Here is a 26,035-nt window from a genome sequence, read left to right as displayed (position 1 = left end):
AATAACCCTTGAAAATCTCAATATGATAAACTTTACTTAGATGAGCATCAAAGTGGAGGGCGCGATGCCGCTTAAATCCCTGAGCAATGCCGACCTGAAATTGCTGAGCGTCTTCCGCACTGTCGCCCGCTGCGGCGGCTTCGCGCTAGCCCAGGCCGATCTGAACGTCAGCCAGGCGACGATCAGCATCCAGATAAAGGATCTTGAGACCCGCCTCGGACTAACGCTGTGTCAGCGGGGACGCGGAGGCTTCGCGCTGACCGAGGATGGCCAGCGCGTCTATGACGCGTCGAATGCGCTGTTCAATCACATCGACGACTTTCTCAGCCATGCTCTCGGGGAGGAGCGTCTTGTGGGCGAACTGCAGATCGCGGTCGTTGACAACACGATCTTTCATCCCACCTTCCAACTTGCTGATGTTGTCCGCAGCTTTCGAGAGATTGCGCACAGTGTCGACATTACCATGCATGTCGCAGCACCCAATCAGCTCGAATATATGGTGCTGAGCGGCCAGGCGCATATGGCGATCGGCTTTTTCGCACGGCGACTGGCGCAGCTTGAATACGAGCCATCGTTCACATCGGAAATGAACCTCTATTGCAGCGACACGCATCCGCTGTTCAAGATCCCTGACAGCGAGTTGACGGAGGAGATGATTTCCAGTGTTGATCACGCACAGCGCGGTTATATCTCCGATGAGCAGTTGCGTGACAAGGAGCGGGGGTTCCGATACTCGGCGCGCGCCCAGAACATCGAGGGGCTGGCGCATCTGATCCTGTCGGGACGATATCTGGCTTTCCTCCCGGAGCATCACGCCAATATCTGGGTCTCCACGGGCCGGATGCGGCCGCTGATGGCACAGGAATATGCCTATTGCTCTTACTACGAGATCATCCGTCGCAAGGCGGTGCCGCGCACGCCGGCCGAGAAAAAGTTCTTCGAGCTGTTGCGCGTGAAACGATAACGCGACCCAAGTTAGACGTTTCTCTAAGTTAAAATTGTTACATTGATATTTTTGATGTTTGCGTTCTCTGCACAATGAGGCTGCTTAATGTCCGACGCAAAAGCAAACCGCAGAAGGCGGAAGTCGTCGGGCTGCACTTTACGTCAAAGAAATGGGGAACATTACAATGACTGACAAAGTTGACACAAGGTCGTCGTCGTCCCGACGGGAGTTTCTGAAAACCATCGGTGCGGGAGGAGCGGCCACGGCTGCAGCGGTCGCCAGCCTCGGTGGCACGGCCCAGGCTCAAGCTGCCGACCCGGTTATTATCGGCGCGCCGCTGCAGATGACCGGCGGCGGTGCGGCAGACGGCATCGAGTTCAAGCGCGGTCTCGAGCTTGCGGCCGAAGAGATAAACGCAATTGGCGGCATTCTCGGCCGTGAGGTCAAGATCGTAGTCGCCGACACAGAATCTGGTGGCGACGACAAGATCACCAGCGCCGGCCAACGCCTCATCGACAATGACGGCGCCAATGCGTTGATCGCCGGCTACAATTTCGGCTCGCAGGTAGCGTTGCAGAATGTCGCGGCCGATGCCTCCATCATCTACATGCACGCCGACACAGCCCGCGCTCATACCGAACTCGTCAAGGCTGATCCCGACAAGTATTGGGGATCGTTCATGTATTCGCCGTCGGAACTCTATTACGGCTATGCGTTCCTGGAGTTCATCAAGTCACTCGAGCAGCGCGGCGAGTATGTACCCGCCAACAAGAAGATTGCTCTGATCACAGGCCCGCTCGTCTACTCGATTAACATTGCGAACTCGATCAAGGAGAAGGCGGGCGAGCATGGCTACGAGATCTCACTCTTCGAGACCGTGCAGGCGCCTACGACAGAATGGGGTCCGACGCTTGCCAAGATCCGCGAAGACCAGCCCGCCTTCATTGCTGTGACGCATTTCTTCCCTGCGGATCAGGCGCAGTTCATGATCCAGTTCCTGACAAACCCGACCAACAGCCTCGTCTATCTCCAGTACGGAGCGTCGCTGGCGGCATTCCGCGACATCGCTGGCGATGCGTCGGTGGGTGCGCTCTATGCGACGAATATCGGGGTGCTTTCCGGCGAGGTCAGCAAGGATTTCACCGAAAAATATCTTGCCAAATATGGCGAGAAAGCTTCGCCCAACGGTGGCGCCCAGACCTATGAGGCCCTGCATCTCTTCGCGCAGGCTGCCGCGATCGCCGGCGGTGTCGGCAAGGCCTATGAGGACGAGCAGAACCGCAAGATCGCGGCGCGCCTGAAGGCCAGCATCTATCGCGGACCCACCGGCATCATCCGCTTCGATCAGGAGGCGCAGCAGGCGATCTCCTATCCCGTCCAGACGAAGGACCCGTCGCTCGGGATGGCGCATATTTTCAGCCAGATCAAGGACAAAGCCAAGAATGGCGCTATCATCTCGCCCTTCCCGTATGAGGAGGCGAAATTCGAACTGCCGAAATGGATAAAGTCCTAGGTGATCCATGCCAAGCAAGACGATCCTTGAATGCCGTGGCGTGAAGAAGCACTACGGCGCGTTGGCCGCGGTCGACGGTATCGACCTGAAGATCAAAGAAGGTGAAACAGTCGGTATCGGCGGACCAAATGGTGCCGGAAAGACCACGTTCTTCGATCTCATCTCGGGTCTGACCGCTGTTACCAGCGGTCAGGTCCTCTTTCGCGACCAGCCCATCACCGGCATCGCACCGCATCTCTTGTTCCAGCAAGGAATGGCGCGAACGTTCCAGGTCACCAGCGGTTTTGCAAGCCTCACGGTGCTTGAGAACCTGCTCGCCGCCATAATCTTCGGGAGCGGTGAAGAGCGTCCAGGTCTCTTTGTGAGAAACCAGCATCGCGAGCGGGCGATGCGCGTGCTCGATGAATGCGGACTCCGCGATCTTTCCGCCCATACGGTCGGCGATATTCCGGTCCTTGCGAGAAAGAAGCTCATGGTGGCATCGGCGGTGGTTCATGACCCCAGCATCCTGCTGCTCGATGAGCCGGTGGGTGGTTTGATGCCGGCCGAGATCGACGAGTTCATCCAACTGATGTTCAAGCTTCGTAGCAAAGGTATCTGTATTGTCTTTATCGAGCATGTCATGCGCTTCCTCACGACGGTGGCGGACCGAGCCTTGATCATTCACCAGGGCAAATTGATCTATGACGGTCAGCCGAAAGGCATTGCCGCCGACGAACTGGTGCGCTCCGTCTATCTCGGATCCTCGGCCTCAACCCTCGGCGGTAACGCGTCATGATCCCGTTTCTGAAAATCAGAGGTCTCGCGTCGGGCTATCGTCAAATCCAGGTTCTGCACGATCTCGACCTCGACATCGACCGCGGGAAGCTGACAGCAATTATCGGGCCGAACGGGCACGGCAAGTCTACTCTTCTCAAGACCATCGCCGGCCTGCTGCCCGCTTGGCGCGGCACGCTCGAATTCGATGGCGCGGCGATGGAGCCGGGCGCACCCAACCGCGCTCGTGCCGGCCTTGTTCTCGTGCCGCAGGGCGACCAACTCTTCATGCGGATGACGGTGGAGGAGAACTTGTTAATGGGGGCGTTCACCCGATCCAACAGAGCAGACATCATCCGAGGCCTAGAGGAGGTCTATGCACTGTTCCCCAAGCTCCGCGACCGCCGCTCGCAACTTGCCAATTCGCTATCGGGCGGGGAGCGCCGCATGGTCGGTGTCGGGCGGGGTATGATGGCCAGCGGCAAACTGATGATGATCGACGAGCCCTCGCTGGGCCTGGCCCCACTGATCATCGAGCAGATCTACGAGGCGCTCGGCCGGCTTGCCGAACTCGGGCAATCGATCCTCGTCGTCGAAGAGAACCCCAGCCGGGTGGCCAATATCGCATCAACTTTTCATTTGATGGACGGAGGCCATTTCGCTTGGAGCGGAACGGCCGACGAGCTCTCGAAGTCAGGCAGCATCGTCAAGACCTATCTGGGAGGCGCGTGATATGGACGCCGTTCTGCAAATAATAGTCACGGGCCTGTACTTAGGCGCGATGTATGCGCTCGCATCGGTCGGCTTGGCGCTGGTCTACGGCACGATGGGCATGTTCAACATGTCTCATGGGCTGTTCATGACCGTCGGCGCCTACGCGGCCTACGCCGCCTGCCAAAACTGGGGGCTTCCGTTGCCGTTAGGCCTGTTGCTCGGGATTCTGGCCGGGGGCCTTGCCGGCACGTTGCTGCATGTCTTCGTCGTTCGCAACATCCTAGACGCCGATGACTTCGAAACGATCATCATGGTCGCGACCGCCGGCGTTGCCATTCTGCTGCAGGATATCATTCTCAAGCAATTCGGTGCCTATCCGTTCAAGCAGCCGATACAGCTCGAAGGGGCGTTCAAGATCGGGAATGTCGCGATCACCTATCAATCCGTACTGATCCTGGTCATCGCCGGCATTCTGATCAGCGCCATGGCTTGGCTCCTCGCATTCACGCGCTTCGGGCGGGCTATCCGCGCTACCGCAATGAATCGCGAGGCGGCTCAACTGATGGGCGTACGGACAGAAAGGATCTATTTGCAGGTGATGGCGATTTCCGGCGTGCTCGCCGCGGCCGCCGGAATTCTGATCTCGTCTCTTGCCGGCCTTTCGCCGGCGCTGGGCGACAACCCGCTTATACGCGCCTTCATCATCTGTGTGGTGGCGGGTCTTGGCAGCGTCACCGGCGCCGGCTTCTGCGCCGTCGCCTTCGGAATCGTCGAGGCGGCGATCGGCTATTATCTCGGTGTCCGCTTCGGCCTTCCGCTGATGCTGGCCGTCGTCATCCTTGTGCTCATCATCAAGCCTGCCGGCCTTTTCGGGCAGAGGGAGATCGTACGCTCATGACATGGTTCGGAAACCTCCAGCGTCACTTGGTTGCCTTGCTGCTCCTACTCATTCTGCTTGCCGTCGTGCCGCTTTTCGTCACTCAGCGCTATGTGCTGGGCGAGATCATCCTGTTTATGATTTGGGCTTCGGTCGCGACACAGTGGAATGTGCTGTTAGGCCATGCGGGTGTGTTCTCATTGGGTCAGCTTCTGTTCTTTGCTATCGGCGCCTATACCGTCGGCATGAGCGGCACCTATCTCGGCATCTCACCTTGGATATCAATGCCATCCGGCGCCGTGGTCGCCGCCGTCGTCGCGCTGGTCATCGGCGTGGCCTGCCTACGGCTTGCGAATGCCTATGTGGCGCTGCTGACTTTCGCGATCGTCTACATGGTACAGACCCTTGTTGTGACCGACTCTGGCTGCTTCGCCATGAGCGGCGGACTCTGCCAGCCGCTCTTTGGCGGTGGCAATGGCTTTTCCGGGATGGCGGACTTCGGCTTCCGTCAACTGTTGAAAGGCAATTGGCTGATCGGCAACTACTTCGTGGTGCTGGCCACCCTGTTTCTGTCGATCCTCGCCTCAATCGTGATCATCCATGGCCGGCTGGGCCTGGCATTTCGCGCACTCCGCGACAGCTCGATCTACGCGGCCAGCCGGGGCCTCAACAGGACGAAGTTCCAGATCACCGCCTTCGTCATCACCGCCTTCTTCACCGGGCTGACGGGAGCCGTTTATGCCACGCACTTCCGGTTCGCCGGCCCAAGCCTGTTCGAGCTGCCTACGTTGGTTCTGCTGCTTGGAATGATGATTGTGGGTGGCCTGCGCACGACCTGGGGGCCAGTACTGGGGGCTGCCGCAATGATGGCGCTTATCGATGGCGCCCAGGACTTCGGCGATGTGAAGAACATGGTGATCGGTGTCGTGCTCGTTCTTTTCGTTGTGCTCATGCCCAAGGGTCTGGTCGGGGTCGCCGCGAAGATTCTGGCACGATTTCGAACGCCGGCGAACAATGAACCGGTTCGCGAACTGGCGGGAGCAACGCAGTGACGATTGTGGAAGTGACAACTCTAGAACCAGAAGTCCTTGAGGAGGCAATTCCGGCTCACCTTAAGCGTCCTAGGACGCGGCCGCGTTCATCGCCGCCGGGCTTCACGCCGAAACACGCGTCCTATTCGGCACGATTCGACGAGGACGTGGCAATTTTGCCAATGGTCTATATCGGTCTCCAGTTCCCTCCCAGGGCACGGGTGGAGCCGGCGATCCAGACAATCGAGGATGGCATTGCCGGCTCCTTCGGACCGGATTTTCACGACAGGGCGCGGTACGTCGATAGCCAAGGAAAAGAGAATATTATCTTCGCGCTCTATTGGCGCGGCCGTGAGAACCACCAGCGCTGGAACAACCTGAAGCCCGATGGATGGTGGCATGCCGACCTCGCCATCGGCGGCGAAATCGGCGCGTTCGAAGAGCGCTACCAGCCTTCTGTGATGGACACGGAGACGACCTTCTCCCATCCGCATCCCGAGGGATATGCCACACTCGCCGACGGTATGAGCGGCAAGACCGATACTCACGAATACTGGGGTTCCGCCCGGGACCGGATCCCAAGAGCCCAGTTCGACGACTTGGCGCCGGGCGTGCTTCATCACGCGGACGATCCGGCGAAGAGCGAGACGCAGGGGCGGACTGTCGTCGTCCAACCGCATGAGAACCTCTGCCTGCTCCGCTCGGGGCAGGACTGGACCGATACATCAGGCGCCGAGCGAGAGTTTTACCTGACGGAGGTGAGGCCGTTGCTCGAAGCTGGCATGCGTGAAATAAGCGAAGATGGTGCCGGGATGGGGTGCCATTTCAATCGCTATGTCCAACTTGAAATGGACGGGGCGCCCGTTGAACGAACCTACAGCCTCAGTGCCTGGCGGTCGCTGGCCGATCTGGAGGCCTGGGTGAAGGCAGACACCCACCTCCAAATTTTTGGTGCGGGCATCCGACATTTCAAGAAGGCGGGGGAACGCGCGAAGCTCCGATTATATCACGAGATGATGGTGCTGAAGGCGAGCGATCAGCGCTTCACCTATTTCAATTGCCATAACCAGACGGGAATGCTGCGACGCCTGCCGGACACGCGGCGCTCGAAGGTGCCCTGACCAACATTTACTCGTATTAATGCAAGCATTGGAAGATCAGGATGTCTCACGATCATCCTGATCCCCTAGGCTCGCGTCGGATTCTCGACACAACGGCGACCGGGAGGCATTCAAGCAGATGGAATTCCTGACTATTGGCGAGCTATCGCTTCGTTTGAGGCAGGGCGAACGGACTGCGGTGGACCTGTGCGCACAAGCGATCGAGGCCGCCACGCGATCCGAAACGAGGGCATTTAGTGACATCATCGCGGCATCAGCTCTCGCCGAAGCTGCGGCGTCGGACGCTCGTCGTCGAAAGGGCGAAAACTTGGGTTTTCTCGACGGCATTCCGATCGCCGTCAAGGATCTGATCGATACGACGCCCGCGACTTGCAAGGCGGGTCTCCAGCATCTTTCTAGCTACCGGCCCACGCGTGACGCCGTCGCGGTGGAGCGATTGAGAAGAGCCGGAGCCGTGATCATCGGAGTCACGGAAACCGATCCCGGAGCATTTTCAACGGTGACGCCGCAGGTGACCAACCCGCTTTCGCCGACGCGCATTGCCGGAGGGTCGAGTGGCGGCTCGGCGGCTGCGATCGCCGCAGGCATCGTGCCGGCCGCGATCGGAACGGATACCGGCGGCAGTATCAGAATTCCGGCCGCCTGTTGCTCGATCTATGGCTTCAAGCCGACCTGGGGACGTGTCGATGACACGGGTGTTCGTCCCCTGGCTCGGTCTCTCGACCACGTCGGTCCGATGGCGCTGAACGTCGCGGATCTCCGCATAGTGCAAAGCGTGCTCGAAGGGGCAGAGCCCCCAACGCGCCCCGCGTCCGCCGATCCGCATCTGCGCATCGGCACGTCATACGCTTATTTCGCCGATGCGGATACGGTCGTGCAGCGTGCAATGAACCGCGTCTTCGAAACCCTTGCCGAGGCCGGGATGATGCTCGAGACTTCAAGCATCCCCCTTCCGGACGATATACTCGATTTCCACATGGTGAACCTCTCAAAAGAGGCCGCGTACTACCATGACACGGTCTTTCGCAATGAATGGCGCCACTACCCGCAGATTGCGAGGGCCACCGTGGCCCGAGGGAGAAAAGTCTCGGCCGACGAGATTGTGCGGGCTGAGTATCTCCGACGCAAACGCCGTGCCGATGTTGACGCGGCACTCGCCGGTATCAATGCGCTCATCCTCCCTACAATGCCGATCGATGCTCCGCTTCGTGCCGTTGGCTCCATCGAGCTCGGCGGCAGAATGGTCACGACTCTGGAGGCGACGATCCGCTACACCGCGATGTTCAACCAGACTGGACATCCCGTCGTCTCGATGCCGGCTACTCTGCTGCCTGACGGGCGGGCATTGAGCATCCAGGTCGTCGGGCGGCGAGGCGAAGACGATGCGCTTCTGTCGCTGGCTCTCTACATTGAAAAAATCCTTGCGCTAGACGTGGATTATGCCGCGATAATCGCTACCCATGGCACCCTGGCCTACGCGGCCGGCCGGGCGACATCATAGGAGTTCGGGCATGTCGGAAAAGAAGGACGACCACGATCATCACGGCCACGATCATGATCCGATCGAGGAGGGGGCGATGTTGCGTGTGCGGGCGCTTGAAGAGCTCATGATCGCCAAGGGACTGGTCACGCCCGAAGCGCTGGATCGCGTCGTCGATTATTACGAGCGCGAGACCGGACCGCGCAACGGGGCGTCCGTCGTCGCGAAAGCCTGGACTGATCCTGCTTTCAAAGCGTGGCTGCTGAGCGACGGTACCGAGGCGATCCACTCGATGGGCTTCAAGGGCTATCAGGGCGAGCACATGCGCGTGGTCGAGAATACCGACAATGTACACAACGTCATCGTCTGCACCCTCTGCTCCTGTTACCCGTGGCCGGTGCTCGGCCTTCCACCCGCCTGGTACAAGGGGTCGGCCTATCGCGCGCGCGTGGTGCGAGAGCCGCGAGCGGTGCTTGCCGAATTCGGCTTGGACGTGCCGGAACGCAAGGAGATTCGTGTCTGGGACAGTACCGCCGAGATCCGCTACATGGTCCTGCCGCAGCGTCCGGCCGGAACCGATGGCATGTCCCTCGAGCAGCTTGCGACGATCGTCACCCGCGACAGCATGATCGGTACGTCGCTGATAGCAACGATCGTCTAAGGGAGGTGGTAGATGGATGGGATCCATGATCTCGGAGGAATGCATGGCTTCGGGCCGGTTCCTCTAGGCGAGGAAGACTATGTGTTCAGGCATGATTGGCAGCGCCGGTCTTTCGCTCTGGCCCAGGCGCTGGCGGGGCCGACGCCCTTTTGCGCGGATATGCATCGCCACAAGATCGAGCAGCTACCGGCCATCGACTATTTGCGAATGGACTATTTCGAGAAATGGGCGCACGCCACGTCCGAGCTTCTCAAGGATGCTGGATTGGCCAGCGCGGAAGAGCTTGCCACCGGCGCAAAGCGCCATGATGTCGATCTTGACCGGCATGCGCCGTCATCTCCCGAAGGATTGATCGAGGCGCTGGCGGCGGGCGTGACGATGGATTTTCCAGCATCGACGCGGCCGTCGCCATTCACGCGCGGTCAGTCTATCCGGGTCTCGACCAATTCCGCGACCGGCCACACCCGCGTGCCCAGATATGTCCGCGGCAAGGCCGGCACGGTCATCGCCGAAAACGGCGTATTCCAGTTCGCCGACTCGGTGGCCATGGGCGCCGGACCGGACCCACAGCATTGCTACACGGTTGTTTTCGAGGCGTTTGACTTGTGGGGCGAGGTCTCCGGGGATTGCAAGGACAAGGTCTATGTCGATCTGGCGGAGGCTTATCTTGAACACGTCTGAGGACAGCTTTCCGATCCGCGGCGAAGCCGAGTCGGCAATACCGAGAATATGCACCGATGGTCCATTGTTCCCTCAAGCATGGCATACTCGGATATTCGCACTGGTGGTCGCAATGGTCGAAATGGGAAAGCTCGACTGGCAGGACTTTCAACCAAGGCTGGTCGACCATCTGAGCGGCCACGAGGACGAAGAGCGTCACGGCGACGACGTCACAGCTCACTATTTCGTACATTGGCTGGAAGCCGCCGAGGATACGCTCGTCGGTGGCGGGTTCCTTGATCTCGGTGAGGTTCTGGATCAGATCGAACGCATTCGCGCGACAGTCCAAGCGATACGAGCGGAGCAAACTCCCGCCGACCAATCAGACCCCTAGGCCGACGTTACACCAGCCACAAGCCTTGGAATCAAACCGGAACATGCCGGCTTGCCAGCCGGCCTGCTGGACGATGATTATTAGGTCCATTGCCGCGTGACAGGAGCACTGACGGCTCGTTGCATTTACGATCGTCAATTCTCGGATTGCTTCTTCGAGATTCTTGCCTGGCCCGAATCGATGTCTCAATTCTTCGAATTTGGACTGAAGAGTGATCACATGCGCCAGCAATCGAGAGGGTAACTTGAACATCAGCGGGCTCTTGGCCAAAGGCCGGATTCAGACGAAAATCATCATACTCGTGCTACCGCTAATGGTGGGGATATTGACGCTGGCCGGCGTCAACTATCTTTCAAGCAGAATGCTCGACAAGCGACTTGAGGGCACGAGTGCCAGCATCCTGACGCTCGGTGGCTACAAGCAGGCGCAGGAACAGATGAACCTGTTTCTCTCGGCGACGACGCAGAGCAGCTTGACCTCGGTCAAAAAACTGCTCGATGATCAGGTTTCACAGATCGACAAGAACATCGCGCTCGCATCCTCACCGGATGAGCTCGCGGACCTCCACAAGGCGCAGGTCATAACGCTCGCATTGCAGGGAAAAGTTCACGAACTCTGGACCATGTATCAGGGCGAACTGCAAACGCGTGAGGCTATATCCGGCAGTTTGCGTTCCCTGCATGAAACGCGAGCAAACCTCTTTTCACAGGTCACGACGATCGGCCCTTCCGCCATCCCGGATTACGGCAACAATTCCAGCCGCAGCCAGAAGCTCGACAGCGCCATCTTCGAGGCCCGGATCGCCTCCGCCGAGCTTCTCGGCGACCCAACAAAGGTCAATATGCAGAAATACCAGAACAAGATGAAGGGTGTGGGCGTCTACCTGGCGAAGTATGAGCCACTCGCGAAAAAGCATCAGCCTGTCCGGGATCTGCTCGATCAGGCTGGCAGCATCATCCACGACGCAAACCTTCAAGCGGAAAAGCTCATCGACGAGACCAACCATAGATATGAATCCTATGCCTCGGCAGCGGGTTCCATCAACGAAGCGTGGGAGCGGATCGTGAGCTTTGCCGATGCACAACGAACAGGCGCGGCGCTAGTTAAACGGCAAGCAGAATATCTGTCGCTCGTCTCCGCTAGCGTCGTAGCGCTCTTTGGGCTTTTCGCAAGCGTGATGCTTGTCATTGCGCTCAAGTCGCCGATCCAGGCATTGACACTGGCCATGCGCAAGCTTGCATCCGGCGAGCTTTCGACGGAAGTGACCGGCGCCGACAGACCGGACGAGATCGGCGAAATGGCGCGTGCGTTGAAAATATTCCGCGAGAATGCGTTCAAGAAGCTGGAGGTCGAACGCGAGGCCGATCAAGCGCGCGGCATCGCGGGGGAACAGCGGCGTCGGCAGGAAGCCGAAAAGCAGCAAGACGCGGAACTCACCCGCTCTGCCGTCTCGGCCATCGCACAGGGTCTCGAGCGGCTCGCCGACGGGGATCTCACGGTTCGCATTGTCGTGCCCTTCAAGGACGAGCTGGATCGGCTTAGGATCGATTTCAACATGTCGATGGACAGGCTGAGCGCTTCGCTTCTGCGGGCAAACCGGAAGGTCGCGGTGATCAGCAGCGACATGGCCGAGATGCAACGCAGCGCCGAAGACCTGTCGCGACGAACAGAACAGCAGGCGACCTCGGTGGAGGAAACGTCCGCCGCGCTCCACGAGATTGTGACGATGGTAGTGGAAGCGAGCAAGGTCGCCGATGATGCCGAGGCAGCCGCCCGCCACGGCAGTGCGGAAGCCGCGAGATCCCGTGATGTCGCGTTCAAGGCGGTGGGTGCGATGGCGGAGATCGAACGGTCGTCGGCGCAGATATCGACGATCGCCGATATTATCGAGCAGATCGCGTTCCAGACCAATCTCCTTGCGCTCAACGCGGGCGTCGAAGCCGCGCGCGCCGGCGAAAGCGGCAAGGGCTTTGCGGTCGTTGCGCATGAGGTGCGAGAGCTGGCGCAGCGAACCGGTGCGGCGGTGCTGGAGATACGCGAGCTGATCAAAATTTCCGGCAAACAGGTTGCCGAAGGTGTCGGGTTGGTGAAGGCGGCGCGCATGGCACTCGATCAGGTCACCAACAGTATCGCGACGATCAGCACCAGCGTCCAATCCGTCGCCGAGGGCTCCGGCAACCAGTCCGCGCGCATTCGCGAAATCAGCGAGGCGGTCAACCTGATCGACACGATCACGCAGAAAAACGGAATGATGGTGGAGGCAACCCACAGCGTAGTTTCGAGCGTGACCCTGGAGATATTTGAACTCCACGACTTGCTGCATCGTTTCAAGGTCAATGTCCAGGATGCCGATACCAGCACTACGGAAATGCGCGACTCTACGGCCGCATGACCATTGCGCGAAGACCTTCTGGCTAAACGATCAAAGCCGGCGATTCCTCCTATGCAATGGCGGTTCTCAATCTTGAGATTATTGAGATTGCCTGTCTGCATGCGTTGCCCGCCGAAAAGCAAAAACCACATTAAGCATCATTAAATTGCGTCTTAGATTCATCTACTCATCTAGGGATTGCACGATCTGTTCCACCTGACGATCTACAAGGAATTTTGAATGCGACACTGGCTGGATAAGCTGACCGATCTCGCCTCTATTCCTGGCGACGAAAGCATCTTGAAGGACGCCCTTGCAACCTTTACGGAACAGGTCGGTTTTGGAGGCTATGCCTATCTCAACATCCAGCCAGGGCGTTCGCTCGCAATCTCGAACTATCGTCAAGAGTGGCAGTCTGACTATTTCGAGCGAGGCTATCTTGCGATCGACCCCGTCATTCGACGCGCCAAGTCCCTGAAACGAGCCTTCACCTGGAGCGGCAAACAGGAGAGCCTAGGGCTAAGCAAAGCGGAACGCTCGTTCTTTGCGCATGCAGCCGATTTCGGAATTCGCTCCGGCATCACGGTGCCCATAAAAGCCGCACACGGTTCCATGGCGATGTTCACGCTTGCCTCGGAGAAGCCGGCAATCGACATGGACCGCGAGATGGACCCTGTCGAAGCTGCATGCGCGGTCGCGCAACTTCATGCCCGCATCAATCTCGCTGATCCGACCCCAAGTGTCGAAGAGCCGATTGGTCTCGATCCCAAGGGGGCCGCTTATCTCAGCTGGATCGCTGTCGGCAAAACGATGGAGGAAGCCGCGGACCTCGAGGGCGTCAAATACAATAGCGTGCGCGTCAAGATCGCCGAAACAAAGAAACGTTTCGACGTGCACACCCTGCCCCACCTGACCGCCGTCGCCATTCGCCGAAAGCTGATCTGAGCCTCAGCTCACCGACACTTTTGGGATATAGCCGAGGATGGTGACCAGCGTGTTCACCACATACATCTGCGCGTGCATCTCCATGCAGGCCTGGATGTAAGTGAGGTGCTGCGCGCCGCCCGCCTCCTTACCGGATTTGTAGGTGTCGGGCAGAGCCTGGAACAGCCGATCTGCATTGTCGACCAGACGCCGATGGGTCCGGATAGCATCCACCGTCAAGCTCTCCAGGTCAGCCTTGGGCAGACCTTGTGTCAGCCCGTACACAGGACGCATTTCGAGTTTATCTTTCGATGGTAGCGCGTCCGGTGTCATTCGATTCAATCTCCGGCTTGTCCGCGGTGCGCCCCCGCAAACGTTAATCCCTGATCCCAAGCCGGGGGTTGGAAACTGTACCTGGACAGTCCTGCGACCTTTAGTACCGGAGCACCTGGACATACGTCACAGGCCCCCGGCCAATCGGTCAGAGGATTCTGGTGCTGCAACGGCCAGCACCAACCGCCAGATAGAGGTTTCCACACCTCGGGGCAGCGCGTACTGCCCTATCCGCCCTTATAGAGGGCGGACGCTGAATTCACCAGTGCAAACATGCACATGATCACGTAAGTCGCGCGGTGAGTTTCGCGAAATCAATGTCATTTGGCACCGATTCCGGAAAGATCGATGCGGATGCCGGCCTTGTTTGGATCGTCGTCGCTAGTACCATCCTTGACAGGATCGCTCACTTCCTCCCCGGCGGCATCTGCTGACTGCTCGTCAGCATCGATCTCAGGCTTCTCCTCGTCTGGAGCGGCCAACTCCACCTCATCAAGGTCCGGCGCCCGAAACACCGCCGTCCCCTCGAAATACCCCGTCTGCCAGGCGATGATCGCATCGTCGAGCACCTGCGGAAGAACGTCCTTCTCGGTGGGATTGCCGTACCATTTCATGACCGTCCGATAGACCTTGGCGAAGAGCGCGGTGCCCATACGGATATTTTCACAAGGATCGACCAGATTGGGCTTCAGTTCACCCGCTTCCATGATGCCAAGCCCGGCGGGGTATTGCGTGATGCCGACGCGAACCATGTTGCGACCAAGGTTCTCGCGGATCAGCGCCAGGGTTTCCTCAGGCGTTGTGGGTTTCGGCACCAGCACGATCCTGTTTCCGGACCGGACTGTGATCGCGAGCGGATCCTCCGACCCTACCCGTTCGATGAACCTTTCGACGATCGCAGGTTTCAGTCCGGGGCCGGCGCATTGCTGGATGACAGCGGCATCGACCATCTGACGATCTCCGTTATGTGTTGAAGGCCATGACGACGGGCAGCTCAAACAGCTTCGCCCAGGCGGTGACGCTCGCCTTCTGGATTGCAACGATCGAGGTGCCTTCGGTCCACCAGCCGTTTCCCGTGGCGACGATGACGGCAGGGGAATGCAGCATCGACTGCAGGACCGGCCAGAGGATGAGTTGCTCGTAGCAGATGAGCGGCGCGATCCTCGTTGTCCCAACCTCCACGACCGGGTTCGCAAACAGGTGCGCCTGAGCGCCGCCGCCCTGCCCTGTCCATAGCAACCATGGCTGCCACATGGAAACCGGAACCGGCATGCGCTCCTTGTAGAGGATGTCTCCGGCGCCGGAACCAACCGCCACTATGACATTGTCATAGCCTTGCGCATCGATGACGGCGGCGCCGGCCACGACCATGACGTCGATCCCGTTTAGTCCCTCCCGCCAGAGGCGAGCGACCGTCGGCGTCCAGAAACCAAGGGCGCTTTCGGGAAGGACGACGACGCGGGTTCCCTTGCCTGCGGCCTTGCTCACCGTTGCTATCAGGTCACTGTGATATTCGAGCGAAGCATCGCGACCGAGCATCTGGCCGTATTCAAGATCGACGCCCTGCCACCCTTCCGGTAGATTCACATCTGTCCACGTTGCGGCGGACCAAAGCCAGAGCGCTCCGAGCGCGATGGCCGCAGCCGGCCAGAACCTCGTCGTCACGACGAGCAGGCCGGTTGCAGTCGCGAGCAATCCCCACCATCCCCATCCGGGAAACAGTACCCCGGCTGCGGTCAGCGGATGCGCCCATCCAGTGATGCCGAAGGGCGGCAGCCCCGTCAGCACCGCCGCCGCCAGATAACGCACCGCCCTCCCCCTTCCCGGATGCCTTGTCCAGAGCGCCGCGTGCACGGCGACGAAGGAGGCCGAGGCCGCCAGCCAAAGCAGAAGGCCGGGCCAGAGATCGGCAGCATAGAAGTTGGCGCCCCCCTGCGGCAGACCGCGCGAGGCGGCCAGAAAATAGCAGGCTGACACGAGCGCCCCGACCCTGCGCGATGGCGACATCGCCCAGAGCGCCGGGAAGAGCATCGCGGCCGGAAGGGCGAGCACATTGCCGCACCAGCCGAGTGAGCCGCAGGCGACGGATGCGAGGATGAGCAAAGCAGATCGCCGATGGCCAGAAATGTGGTCACGGATCGAAGGTGAGGACCGGCCGGGCAAGGCCGAGAAGGCCGCTGTCGGGGACCGGTCCGAAGTATCGGGAGTCATAGGAACTCGCAAAAAAAGAGTGGAGGAACAGGTATCCGGGCGGCACGACACCGCCAGGATAGAACATGATCGCCCTGCCCTCTCCGTCCGTCTTCCGGACGGCAGATGCAGCAAGGGAACGACCGTCGATGACGACGTGATCACTGATCTCAATCCGCTGACCGACCAGCGCCGCAACGGTCTTGATTAGCGGTGCGAAACCGCCGGGGCAGAGGCCCCGGCGAAGATAGCCGCGCCGGCGCGCTTCCTCGAACGGTGCGGTCGCAGGCGAGCAGATGAAGACAAGATCCCCAGCCTTGACCGGACGATCGAGTTTCTCGATGCGCCAGAGCCCGAGCGGCTCGCTCGGCGTCAGGTTTAGCCGATAGCCGCCGACGGTCGCGATCGTGCCAACGCTCGCGACAGCCATCAACAACGTGCTCAACAGCATGATCGCACCGCGCCGCTTCATTGCTTCACAACCGGAGCCTGGCGTTGCGCGAGACGCAATTCCTCTACCTGCCGCAGGGTCTCGGTCGTACGCTCATGGGCGGCAAGCTGCTGGGCCGTGCGCATGACCGGCCAGGCTTCCTTGAGACGTTCCTTTTCCTGTGGCTGCATTCCCTCGGAGAGCTTGTCGAAGAGTTTGCTCGATGGCTCACGCGCGGCATTGGTCAGCACGGTGCGTTCGCCAAACCGTTGGGCCACAGCCTTGTTGAACTCGTCGATCTCCAGCTTCGTCTCGCGATTGCTCAGCGCATATGCAAGTGCGGCCGGCAGATCGTTCCTGTCGATCGCGTCGCGTACTCGCTCCAGCACGGCGCGCGCGGCCGGAGACAGCGCCGGTATGTCGATCGAGACACGCTGGCGCAGCGTGTTCTCTTCGGCTTCATGCCGTTGCACCGCGCTCTCGCGGATTTGCAGATAGCGTTCCAGGTCGCGTTTCAATGCGGGCACATTGACCTCGGCAACGCGGCGCACCTCGCGATCCGTCTTGCTGGCAAGAATGCCGGTCTTGCCCTTGAGCGGCCCGATCGACACCGGCTCGGTCTCAAGCTTCTGCAGCACCTGTCGCGCCGTGTCCCTATCCGCCAACACGGCATCAAAGTTCATCGCCCGAAACGCCGTCTCGGGATCAGCGAAGACATAGCGGAAGCGGATCGAGACCTCCTGCCATTGCTTCTTAAGCGCCAGATCGGCGTCGAGTTTTTGCTCCACTGTGTCTGCAACGGAATTCTCGAACCGGGTGATGCCGGCGACCATGGGTTTCGCCTCGTTAGCTGGTTGGGTTGGCGGGGATTGCCGCAGGCCGAAACGTTCACCGAGCTGGCGAAGGCGGGTTGTGAGATCGGTGAGCTTGCTTTTCTGGCGCAGCGTCCAGTCGAGCCGGTCGTGCATCAGCGTCCGCGCCACCTGCATGATATGCAACCCTCGGCTCTCCGCAAATTGCAGCGCCTGGCGGTAGAGCGTGCCGCGCTCGTAGTCGAGGGTCGTTTCCTTGGCGTTTCGCCGCGACAGGATCTTGGTCAGCCCACCGTTCATTTCGAAGGAGCGGCGCCCGAAATAGACCTGCAAATCCTCCCGATGGCGCGTCATCGCGACATAGGTCAGATGACGATCGAGCGAGAGCGAAGCCAGCACCTTCACCCGGTCGACGGTGGCGCCCTGGCTTTTGTGGATCGTGGTGGCATAACCGTGGTCGACATTGTTGTAGAAGCGCTGCTCGACAATGACCTGCCGGCGTTGATCGCCCTCGCCCACAACCGCGACGATGCGGTCGGGCGCGGCCTCGACCACACGGCCGATCATCCCGTTCTTGACGCCGAGCGAACCCTCGTTCTTCAGGAAAACGATCTGATCGCCAGCGTCGAAGTGGCGAATGCCGTCGGCGGTCTTAAAGACGTGTCCCTCTCCGACGATGCCGCGCTCGACCAGTTTTGCACGCGCCATCATGTTCAGCATGCGAACGTCGCGGCGCAGATGCGCCAGCATCAGCGTCGACTTCGCGGGATCGTAGTCGTGGTTCCAGGCCGAGATGAGGCTTTCGACGGCTTCCGACTTCAGCTTTTCTCCAACGACATGACCGCGGGTGCGATAGGCCAGCAACCCTTGTTCAATGTTGCCGCGCGCCAGATCGAGCGAGGCATGCCGCATCCAGTCTTCGCGCTGGCGGTAGATCGTCTCGAGTTCGGCATAGCCGATACGATCAACGATGGCGCGGAAGGCAGCGCCCGCCTCGATCGGCTGAAGCTGTTCGGGATCGCCGACGAGCACGATCTTCGCCCCTGCCCTGACGACGGCTTCGACGAAACCCGCCATCTGTTTCGAAGCAACCATGCCGGCCTCGTCCATGACGAAGACGCATCTGTCGTCGAGCGTGTCACGCCCCTGTTGCCACCGCAGCTGCCAAGAAGCGAGTGTGCGGGAGACGATGCCCGCCTCCTTCTCCAGTCCCTCGGCCGCCTTGCCGGCAAGGGCACCACCGACCACGCGATATCCGGCGAGTTCCCACGCCTCGCGTGCCGCCTTCATCATGGTGGTCTTGCCAGCACCTGCGCGGCCGACCACGGCCGCGATGCGCGCGGAACCGGCGACATGCTCGATGGCAGTCCGCTGTTCTTCTGACAGACTCGAATGACGGGCGAAGGTGGCCTCCAGCACCTTGGCCGAGACGCCGTGCGACGCCCTTGCTGCGAGCGAGACCGACCGAAGCGCCATGTCCGCCTCGATCCGGATCAGCTCGCGCGTCGTGTAGCGAGCCGGCACTCTTTCCCCGGTTGCGAAGTCGATCGTGTCGCGCTGGAGACGCAGCACCTCCGGGCTCTGTATGATCCGAGCCAGGAGCTGCTGGAACACGGCCGGATCATCGACATAGCGATTCAAAACCTTCGCAACATCCCGGCTGTCGAAGACACTTTTCTCCCGCGTGATCAGGTCGAGCACGATCCCTGGGTTTCGAAGAATGCGGCGGGCGTTTTCGCTGCGGCGTTTCTCATTCAGCTCGAGCCGTTCGAGCTCCGGACGGACGCCCTGCTTCTCCGCCTTCCGCTCGATCGCCTTTGCCCCGACGCCGAGATGGATGGTCGGCACGAGATCGATGCCCTGCTTCTCGTAGGACCGGCCGTCGACGCGCAGCGAGATCCCGTTCAGCGCCAGATGATGATTAAGACGCTCGAACCAGGCATCACGAAAAGCGTTGAAATCATCCGTCCCGCCGGCCCAGAGCGCATAGACAATCTTCCCCGCCTTGTTGCGCAACGGCTGCCCGTCTTCGCCGAGGACCGGGACCTTCTTCGCACCGAAACCATCCTCGGTGAGCGGACGCAATGTCGTCATCAGGTGGATGTGCGGATTGCCGGGATTGTCGTGATAAACCCAGTCCGCCACCATGCCCTTGGCGAGGATATGTTTCTCCACGAAATCCCGCACCAGTGCGATGCTCTGCTCGGGCGTCAGTTCCAGCGGCAGGGCAATGGTCAGGTCTTTGGCGAGCTGGGCATCGGAGCGTTTCTCGTAGGCCTCGACCTTGTTCCAGAAGGTTTCCGAAGCACCGGCAATCGAGCGATCGGCTATCAGCATCCGCGCCCAATTCGGGGCGTCGACCGGTAGGACAAACTCCTCATGCAGGAGCCCCTGTTTGCGGGTGTAGTCGATGGTGCGGGCCTCGCGCTCGTGTGCCATCCTGGCGCAGTGCCGGTAGGCCGCCGACAGCAGCGCACTGCGGCCGTTGCCGCGGCTGAGGATGCCGGCTGAGAAATGGGCGATGGCCACGGCGGCAAGACCTCCCGGTTGCGAACCTCGTTCGTCGGGAGCGGCCAGGCGTTCACGGTTTAGACGCAGGGCGTCGCGTCAGCGACGTATAATTGCGCCCTTGGAACCGCTCCTTCGGAACGGCGGGATGATCCTCCAAAGTGTCGGCTTTGCCGACGTGCAAATCTGCACATTTCATCCCAAGGGCATCCGGAGGAGTTTTGGCGTCGCGCATGCAACGCCAAAAGAGCCAAGGAGTGCCACCGGAATGAAGAAGCCGTCGTCGAAGATCAGGGAGGAAATCGTCAGGCTCCAGGAGCAGCTCAAAGCAGCAGAAACACGCGAGGCCGAACGCATCGGCAGGATCGCGCTCAAGGCCGGGCTCGGCGAAATCGAGATCGAGGAAGCCGCGCTTCAGGCGGCGTTCGAGGACATTGCCGGGCGGTTTCGCGGAGGCCAAGGGGCAACAACGCGAGCTACGACCGGAAAGAAGAATGTCGGCGACGGCAGGACCGGCGACGACACGTCCGCGACGCTCGCGACTGGCTCGAATGCGGGCGGCGTTGGCGAGGCTTGAGCGGATGCAGCGAACCAATTCGAGCGATGCGAGGAAGAAGGATACGCGCGAGAAGATCGAGCTCGGCGGCCTGATCGTGAAGGCTGGCCTGCGCTACGAAAAACGGGCTCTGCTGCTCGGGCTGCTGATCGATGCCGCTGGGCGGATCCGCGGTGACGAAACCGAGCGATCGCGCCTGGCCGCAATCGGCGCGGAGGCATTTGGTCGCGACAATGAATAGGCTCCTTCTCACAATCCTGCCAGCGGCATTGATGATCACCACCATGTTGGCAATGCTGGGCATTGAGACCTGGCTCTCGGGCTTCGGAACGTCGCCCCAAGCGAAGCTGATGCTCGGGCGGATCGGTCTCGCCCTGCCCTACTCGGCCGCGGCCGCGATCGGCATGATGGCCCTGTTCGCGACGGCGGGCGCGGCGAACATCAAGACTGCCGGTTTGAGCGTACTGGCTGGCGCTTCATTCGTCTGCATAGCAGCGATCGCACGCGAAGGGTGGCGGCTGCGTGCTCTTGCTGATCAGGTGCCTCACGGCCAGTCGGTGTTCGCCTATACAGATCCGTCGTCGATGCTTGGCGCGTTCGCCGCCGTCTTGGGCGGCATCTTCGCACTGCGCGTCGCGATCAGGGGGAACGCCGCCTTCGCTAAAGCAGCGCCGCGGCGGATCATTGGAAAGCGCGCCGTGCATGGCGACGCCGACTGGATGAAGATGGCCGACGCCGTCAAGCTTTTTCCCGATGCCGGTGGCATCGTGATCGGTGAACGGTATCGCGTCGACAAGGACAGCGTGACGGCCATACCGTTTCGCGCCGGTGAGGCGCTGAGCTGGGGCGCCGGCGGCAAGTCTCCATTATTGTGTTTCGACGGCTCGTTCGGTTCGTCGCACGGCATCGTCTTCGCCGGCTCGGGCGGTTTCAAGACGACATCTGTGACGATACCCACGGCGCTTAAATGGGGCGGCGGCCTCGTCGTGCTCGACCCGTCGAGCGAAGTCGCGCCGATGGTCGTCGATCATCGGCGCAAGGCTGGTCGAAACGTGATCGTGCTCGATCCGGCCACGCCCGCGATCGGCTTCAACGCGCTCGACTGGATCGGCCGCCACGGCAACACGAAAGAAGAGGATATCGTCGCGGTGGCGACGTGGATCATGACCGACAATGCGCGCACCGCGTCGGCCCGCGACGACTTCTTCCGGGCATCCGCCATGCAACTCCTGACGGCACTGATCGCCGACGTCTGCCTGTCCGTGCATACGGACGAAAAAAACCAGACCTTGCGCCGCGTTCGAGCCAATCTCTCGGAGCCGGAACCGAAGCTGCGCGAGCGCCTGACGCGGATATACGAGCAGTCCGAGTCCGACTTCGTGAAGGAGAATGTTGCCGTCTTCGTCAACATGACGCCGGAGACGTTTTCCGGCGTCTACGCCAATGCGGTGAAGGAAACGCACTGGCTGTCCTACCCGAACTATGCGGCGCTCGTATCGGGCGACAGTTTCTCGACCGACGATCTCGCGGAAGGCGGCGCGGACCTGTTCATCGCGCTCGATCTGAAGGTGCTGGAAGCCCATCCTGGTCTGGCGCGCGTCGTCATCGGCTCCCTGCTCAACGCAATCTATAACCGCAATGGCAATGTGGAGGGACGCACGCTCTTCCTGCTCGATGAGGTCGCCCGCCTCGGCTATCTGCGCATCCTTGAAACGGCCCGCGACGCCGGCCGGAAATACGGCATCACGCTTGCCATGATCTTCCAGTCTATCGGCCAGATGCGCGAGGCCTATGGAGGGCGCGACGCGACCAACAAATGGTTCGAGTCCGCATCGTGGATCTCGTTCGCGGCGATCAACGATTCGGACACGGCGGATTATATTTCGAAGCGCTGTGGCGATACCACGGTCGAGGTCGACCAAACAAACCGCTCGACTGGGATGAAGGGCTCGTCACGCTCGCGATCGAAGCAGCTCAGCCGCCGGCCGCTGATCATGCCGCATGAGGTGCTGCGCATGCGCAGCGACGAACAGATCGTCTTCACCGCGGGCAACGCGCCGCTCAGATGCGGTCGCGCCATGTGGTTCCGGCGTGACGACATGAAGGCCTGTGTGAAGCCGAATGTCTTCTTCCGGGAAAGCGGGGGAGGCTGATCTCAGGTCTCGCCCGCGGCAGGCTCTTCAAGAAGTCCGTCATAGACCTCCATAAGCGCGTTTGTGATCGCCTGGCCCAAGGCGTTGCCGGCCGCACGGACATCGTCCTCGGTACCGTCGCGCGCTGCCCTGGCAAGCTCAAAGCCCTGCTCACTGACAATCTGCTTGGCGACTTCAATCGCCCAGAGGCCGAAGTCACCCCGATTTCCGATTTGGATCGTGTGTTGCATTCTACGCCTTTCGTGGATGGAAGTTCGCAATACAGCCGGACCGACGGAATGCCAAGTGGATGGCGGGCGGCGACATTCATCACCGTCATGAATCGATCCGAGGTGACCGATTCAAAACTCTCGTTGGACGAGGTGTGGCTTGTAGGCGACCATCCTGCAATTAGCCTCTATCCCTATCAGCTTTATTGCGAACGCATCGACCGCGCCAGGAACATGGCCCGGTACTACATGCTGTCGATCCAGCCGACCCTGTTCGGCGAAACGGCGGTCGTTAGATCCTGGGGACGCATCGGCAAGTCCGGCGGAGAAATGAGCGAGTTGTTTGAGACGGAGGCGCAGGCGGCCTTCCGCTTCCTCGAACTTGCACGGTGCAAACGGAGAAAAGGCTATCGACCGGCAGCAAGTTGTGGAAATAGCGCTCGTTCTCGCGGTGGCCGCCCCGAAGGCCCGTGACAAGAGCCCGGGCCGAAGGGGATGATCCCGCGCACGGAAGAAAGGGGATCATCCATGACGACCACCAATGAGATCGCAGACAAGATCGCATCCGAGCAGAACCTGACCAAGGCGCAGGCCAAGGCCATCGTCGAAAGCGTCTTCAACCAGATCGCAGAGGCAGCAAAGGCCGGCGCGGAAACCTCCATCCCGTCCTTCGGCAAGTTCAAGGTCAAGGACACGCCTGAGCGCGAGGGCCGCAATCCCGCGACCGGTGCGACGATCAAGATCGCCGCTTCGAAGAAGCTGACCTTCACGCCGGGCAAGGCGGTGAAGGACGCGCTCAACGGCTGAGGCGAACGTGCTGCCGGTTTTGGCAGCACATGGAGGCCTCCTAGAAAGGAGGCTACGCGCTCACGCGGCCGTCCTGCTCGGCCTCGATGACAGCAGGCTCGGCCAGCGCCATCTCCAGCTCCGCCGCGATCTGGCGGCGCTCGTCAGCATCCAGAACCGCCCTAAGCTCGGCCCGAAGCTCTTCGACTTGCTGCTCGTGGGAAATCGTCATCGTCGTTTCCTTGACGTTTGTGAAAGACGACGTCCGCGGTCGGGGAGACGGGACAGAGTCAAGGATCGCTTCGCGACCGCCAGAGGCTCGGATCAGGCTTCCCGCTTCGGGCGGTTCCAGATGAGGGAGTATTCCCCTTCCTTCTCGCTCGGCCAAAGCGCCGCGGTGATCGGGGCGTTGAAGCTCGGGTCGTCCAGCTTGACCGAGATATACTCCTCGCCGTCGTTGGAGACCGCCTTCCAGCCCGCGCCGACCTCGACGCCGTTGCCGGCGGTGATGCGGACGCGGATCGATACGGGCGACTTCGCTGGCAACCTTTGCCCAATGCCAGTATTCGGCGGTATTCCCTTGCGCTCGGTTGCGCGCAGCTCTTCGCTGCGCCTCATAGTAGGCATTAATCGGGTCCGCCCCGGCAAGTCGCCCGGCATCTTCTTGCCAACGGCGGCGGACCGCCCGACGGTGCTCGATCCATTGCCGCAGGAATCCGATCATGGCCGGCCCCGCCGCGACGCCAGAAGCTCTGATTGGGGTATCCAGATCGCCGAGGTGTCGTCACCGAATGGCACGACGGTTCCCTCGAAGACGCATATCCCGACCCAGGCGCAGATGACCGCGTCGAGCATGTCCTCGAACGCCTTCAACCGCCATGATGGCGCCTCGAACGGGGGAAGCTGCAAAGCGTTAGAAGCGCCCGGTATTTCCTGGCCCAGATGGGCGACGATCGTCCGCCAGGTTTCAAAGAGTTTGGTGCGCCGGTTTGCAGGGTTTTCCGTCGGCCAGTAATTGCGAGTCTTCCCCTGCTTGTAAGGCAGCCGCTTTTCGGCACTCATCAGTTCGACCAGAGCTGGATGCCGGTAGACTTCCAACAGGCCCGGCACGCCAACCTCTTTAGTCAGCAAACCATATCCGCAGCACTCGAAACCACTCCTCAGATCGTCACTGATCTTGCCGGGCCTGATCGCAGACGGGGTATGCGTGCTGCAATGGCGGGCGCCATAGGCGGCCGAACCAGATTGTCCGAAACTCGCCGCACGGTGATCGGCTCGAAAGAAAGGGGCATATCCACGGCAACAAGGTCGACAGGAGCGCCGGCGGTTTTCCCGGCTGCGGCAAGGAGAGCCGCGGCCCCTGCGACCGAGCCGGACGGTCGGGAGGTAGAGATCAGACCCTCATCGGCGTGGTCCAGAAAGTGACGATAGGACGATCCCGCGAAGATCAGGCGCCGGTTGCCGTCCGTGGAGGAAACCAGCGCGACACCGCTCGGCTGTGTCGCGGTCCAGGCTGCATCAATACCCAGAATGATCGTCATCGCCCCCCCCGACCATTCAATCTGCCCGAAAGCGATCGAACGCCGTCAGATACTTGACCGGTGGATCGGCATCCCAGCGATAGATCTCCATCCGCAGGAAATGCAGCTCCTCGTCGAGCTTTTCTTCAGGCAGTTCAACCCACCAGGATTTCGGGCGGCCGTCAGAGCCGTCCGACCAGCGGTAACCACGTGCCTTGAGATGGTCCTTCATGTCGAATGGGCTGTTTTCGGCGTAGATGCGAACCCGCGACAGCTGGCCGGCTCGATAGAGCTCCGCAAATGGCGTCGAGGTCGAATCGAGCCGTGTCTGCCCGAGTACCTCCAACAGCGCGAAACAATCGTCCACGGCGCGGTGCCCATCGTGAAAATATCCCGACTGGCCGATCAAGTACCCAAGCTTGCTTCCCTCGAAACCCAGCGCCGACCAGTCGAACTCGGAAACCGAACAGGTCCAGGCCTTGTTGCAAAACATCGGCGAGAAGGCTTCGCAAAAGGGTCGGTCGAAACCGGCGTTGTGGGCGATGATCAGATCGGCCGGCTCGATGAGGGATTTGAGACGCGCCACGTCGATGACCTGACCGGCGACTATGTCGTCGGTGATACCGGCAGGCGTGTGATTTCGGTTGGGACAGGAACGGTCGGCTGCGGAAGTCCGCCATAGACGCCGGTGACATCGCCAATCACACCCGCTTCGTTCAAGGTGAAGGCGATCACGCCGATTTCGATGATTTCATCGGAGCGGTAGTTGAGGCCGGTGGTTTCGGTGTCGAGGATCACGCCGCGGCGCCGGAATTCCTGCCGTGGGCGTTCGACGATCGGCCGCGGTAGAAGCTTTCGCAGGATCCGGTAATTGCCGGTCGCTTCAAGTTGACGGGCCATCGCCTCGTCACCCGAACAGCTCGCGGCCTGATAACTTCTGGCGACAACCTGCGACCTTGCAGTCCGATCTGCGGCCGGCGGAACAGGGACTGCAAAGAAGTCGAGTTGCCGGGTCATTCAATTCCGATCCAATTGCGGCTTAAAGAGAGCGCACAATAAGCATCGACATCGGAGCAAGCAACGATATGCC

General features: G+C 60.6%; 28 protein-coding genes and 1 pseudogene. 18 read left to right on the top strand and 11 right to left on the bottom strand.

Features of this window, described 5'->3' with window-relative positions:
* The first annotated feature begins 40 nt into the window (after nt 1–40).
* The 13 genes from Amn_RS32450 (at nt 41) to traR (ending at nt 13,469) form a co-directional block, all read left to right on the top strand.
* The gene (locus Amn_RS32450) at nt 41–964 is read left to right on the top strand and encodes a LysR family transcriptional regulator (RefSeq protein ID WP_286300004.1); all 924 of its coding nucleotides are present in this window, start codon (nt 41–43) and stop codon (nt 962–964) included.
* Between the two features lie 166 nt (nt 965–1,130).
* A complete protein-coding gene (locus Amn_RS32445; protein WP_286300001.1) occupies nt 1,131–2,459 on the top strand; it encodes an ABC transporter substrate-binding protein in 1,329 nt (442 codons plus the stop codon).
* Between the two features lie 7 nt (nt 2,460–2,466).
* Nucleotides 2,467–3,237 carry an ABC transporter ATP-binding protein gene (locus Amn_RS32440; RefSeq protein WP_286299999.1) on the top strand — a complete coding sequence of 257 codons (771 nt, stop codon included), beginning with the start codon at nt 2,467–2,469 and terminating at the stop codon, nt 3,235–3,237.
* Nucleotides 3,234–3,947 (top strand): ABC transporter ATP-binding protein, encoded by a 714-nt coding sequence (locus Amn_RS32435; protein ID WP_286299997.1) that lies wholly within the window; start codon nt 3,234–3,236, stop codon nt 3,945–3,947. Before Amn_RS32440 ends, Amn_RS32435 begins: the two co-directional genes overlap by 4 nt.
* A 1-nt stretch (nt 3,948) precedes the next feature.
* Complete coding sequence (locus Amn_RS32430; protein WP_286299995.1) at nt 3,949–4,827, top strand: branched-chain amino acid ABC transporter permease; 879 nt, start codon at nt 3,949–3,951, stop codon at nt 4,825–4,827.
* Nucleotides 4,824–5,858 (top strand): branched-chain amino acid ABC transporter permease, encoded by a 1,035-nt coding sequence (locus Amn_RS32425; protein ID WP_286299993.1) that lies wholly within the window; start codon nt 4,824–4,826, stop codon nt 5,856–5,858. Before Amn_RS32430 ends, Amn_RS32425 begins: the two co-directional genes overlap by 4 nt.
* Nucleotides 5,855–6,958 (top strand): phenylacetaldoxime dehydratase family protein, encoded by a 1,104-nt coding sequence (locus Amn_RS32420; RefSeq protein ID WP_286299990.1) that lies wholly within the window; start codon nt 5,855–5,857, stop codon nt 6,956–6,958. Before Amn_RS32425 ends, Amn_RS32420 begins: the two co-directional genes overlap by 4 nt.
* 118 nt (nt 6,959–7,076) lie before the next feature.
* Entirely contained in the window at nt 7,077–8,459 is a 1,383-nt protein-coding gene (locus Amn_RS32415; RefSeq protein ID WP_286299987.1) for an amidase, read from the top strand.
* 10 nt (nt 8,460–8,469) lie between these two features.
* On the top strand, nt 8,470–9,099 hold the full coding sequence (nthA, locus tag Amn_RS32410) for a nitrile hydratase subunit alpha (protein WP_502874788.1): 630 nt from the start codon (nt 8,470–8,472) through the stop codon (nt 9,097–9,099).
* A 12-nt stretch (nt 9,100–9,111) separates the two neighbouring features.
* Entirely contained in the window at nt 9,112–9,780 is a 669-nt protein-coding gene (gene nthB, locus Amn_RS32405) for a nitrile hydratase subunit beta (protein WP_353622458.1), read from the top strand.
* Nucleotides 9,767–10,153: a nitrile hydratase accessory protein gene (locus tag Amn_RS32400; protein ID WP_286299981.1), complete on the top strand. Its 387-nt coding sequence runs from the start codon at nt 9,767–9,769 to the stop codon at nt 10,151–10,153. Before nthB ends, Amn_RS32400 begins: the two co-directional genes overlap by 14 nt.
* A gap of 244 nt (nt 10,154–10,397) precedes the next feature.
* On the top strand, nt 10,398–12,545 hold the full coding sequence (locus Amn_RS32395) for a methyl-accepting chemotaxis protein (RefSeq protein WP_286299978.1): 2,148 nt from the start codon (nt 10,398–10,400) through the stop codon (nt 12,543–12,545).
* Nucleotides 12,546–12,764: 219 nt separating this feature from the next.
* Nucleotides 12,765–13,469: an autoinducer-binding transcriptional regulator TraR gene (gene traR / locus Amn_RS32390; RefSeq protein WP_286299975.1), complete on the top strand. Its 705-nt coding sequence runs from the start codon at nt 12,765–12,767 to the stop codon at nt 13,467–13,469.
* A gap of 3 nt (nt 13,470–13,472) precedes the next feature.
* On the opposite strand, the gene Amn_RS32385 is transcribed toward traR, so the two are convergent.
* The 5 genes from Amn_RS32385 to traA form a co-directional block, all read right to left on the bottom strand.
* On the bottom strand, nt 13,473–13,781 hold the full coding sequence (locus Amn_RS32385) for a transcriptional repressor TraM (RefSeq protein ID WP_286299973.1): 309 nt from the start codon (nt 13,779–13,781) through the stop codon (nt 13,473–13,475).
* A gap of 320 nt (nt 13,782–14,101) precedes the next feature.
* On the bottom strand, nt 14,102–14,731 hold the full coding sequence (locus Amn_RS32380; RefSeq protein ID WP_286299969.1) for a TraH family protein: 630 nt from the start codon (nt 14,729–14,731) through the stop codon (nt 14,102–14,104).
* Nucleotides 14,732–14,744: 13 nt separating this feature from the next.
* Nucleotides 14,745–15,884, bottom strand: coding sequence for a conjugal transfer protein TraB (locus Amn_RS32375; RefSeq protein ID WP_286299966.1), 1,140 nt, complete (start codon nt 15,882–15,884; stop codon nt 14,745–14,747).
* Between the two features lie 28 nt (nt 15,885–15,912).
* Nucleotides 15,913–16,422, bottom strand: coding sequence for a conjugative transfer signal peptidase TraF (gene traF, locus Amn_RS32370; protein ID WP_286300149.1), 510 nt, complete (start codon nt 16,420–16,422; stop codon nt 15,913–15,915).
* Nucleotides 16,423–16,439: 17 nt separating this feature from the next.
* A complete protein-coding gene (gene traA, locus Amn_RS32365) occupies nt 16,440–19,742 on the bottom strand; it encodes a Ti-type conjugative transfer relaxase TraA (RefSeq protein WP_286300137.1) in 3,303 nt (1,100 codons plus the stop codon).
* 247 nt (nt 19,743–19,989) lie between these two features.
* Between traA and traC the strand changes: the two genes are divergently transcribed.
* Genes traC through traG form a run of 3 tightly spaced genes read left to right on the top strand, consistent with a single transcriptional unit; the run spans nt 19,990 to nt 22,430 of the window.
* Entirely contained in the window at nt 19,990–20,298 is a 309-nt protein-coding gene (gene traC, locus Amn_RS32360) for a conjugal transfer protein TraC (RefSeq protein WP_286300135.1), read from the top strand.
* A gap of 4 nt (nt 20,299–20,302) precedes the next feature.
* A complete protein-coding gene (gene traD / locus Amn_RS32355; RefSeq protein ID WP_286300147.1) occupies nt 20,303–20,518 on the top strand; it encodes a type IV conjugative transfer system coupling protein TraD in 216 nt (71 codons plus the stop codon).
* Nucleotides 20,511–22,430, top strand: coding sequence for a Ti-type conjugative transfer system protein TraG (gene traG, locus Amn_RS32350; protein ID WP_286300145.1), 1,920 nt, complete (start codon nt 20,511–20,513; stop codon nt 22,428–22,430). Before traD ends, traG begins: the two co-directional genes overlap by 8 nt.
* A gap of 2 nt (nt 22,431–22,432) precedes the next feature.
* Here the strand turns inward: traG and Amn_RS32345 are convergent, their stop codons facing one another.
* Nucleotides 22,433–22,660 (bottom strand): hypothetical protein, encoded by a 228-nt coding sequence (locus Amn_RS32345; RefSeq protein ID WP_286300134.1) that lies wholly within the window; start codon nt 22,658–22,660, stop codon nt 22,433–22,435.
* Between the two features lie 159 nt (nt 22,661–22,819).
* On the opposite strand from Amn_RS32345, the gene Amn_RS32340 reads away from it, so the two are divergent.
* Entirely contained in the window at nt 22,820–23,113 is a 294-nt protein-coding gene (locus tag Amn_RS32340; RefSeq protein WP_286300143.1) for a WGR domain-containing protein, read from the top strand.
* Between the two features lie 54 nt (nt 23,114–23,167).
* Nucleotides 23,168–23,446, top strand: coding sequence for an HU family DNA-binding protein (locus Amn_RS32335; RefSeq protein WP_286300132.1), 279 nt, complete (start codon nt 23,168–23,170; stop codon nt 23,444–23,446).
* 52 nt (nt 23,447–23,498) lie between these two features.
* Here the strand turns inward: Amn_RS32335 and Amn_RS32330 are convergent, their stop codons facing one another.
* The 5 genes and pseudogenes from Amn_RS32330 to Amn_RS32310 form a co-directional block, all read right to left on the bottom strand.
* Entirely contained in the window at nt 23,499–23,657 is a 159-nt protein-coding gene (locus tag Amn_RS32330) for a hypothetical protein (protein WP_286300130.1), read from the bottom strand.
* Nucleotides 23,658–23,749: 92 nt separating this feature from the next.
* Nucleotides 23,750–24,052 (bottom strand): DUF736 domain-containing protein, encoded by a 303-nt coding sequence (locus Amn_RS32325; protein ID WP_286300128.1) that lies wholly within the window; start codon nt 24,050–24,052, stop codon nt 23,750–23,752.
* A 93-nt stretch (nt 24,053–24,145) separates the two neighbouring features.
* Nucleotides 24,146–24,556, bottom strand: a complete 411-nt coding sequence (locus Amn_RS32320) for a DUF429 domain-containing protein (RefSeq protein ID WP_286300126.1) — start codon at nt 24,554–24,556, stop codon at nt 24,146–24,148.
* Between the two features lie 29 nt (nt 24,557–24,585).
* Complete coding sequence (locus tag Amn_RS32315) at nt 24,586–24,966, bottom strand: hypothetical protein (protein ID WP_286300122.1); 381 nt, start codon at nt 24,964–24,966, stop codon at nt 24,586–24,588.
* A gap of 16 nt (nt 24,967–24,982) precedes the next feature.
* A pseudogene (locus Amn_RS32310) lies at nt 24,983–25,962 on the bottom strand (3'-5' exonuclease).
* Nucleotides 25,963–26,035: the final 73 nt, after the last annotated feature.

It is taken from the genome of Aminobacter sp. Y103A (genome assembly GCF_030294925.1).
GTDB lineage: Bacteria > Pseudomonadota > Alphaproteobacteria > Rhizobiales > Rhizobiaceae > Aminobacter > Aminobacter ciceronei.
The sequence above is the reverse complement of the archived record's forward strand: the minus strand, read 5'-3'. Positions and strand labels throughout refer to the sequence as shown.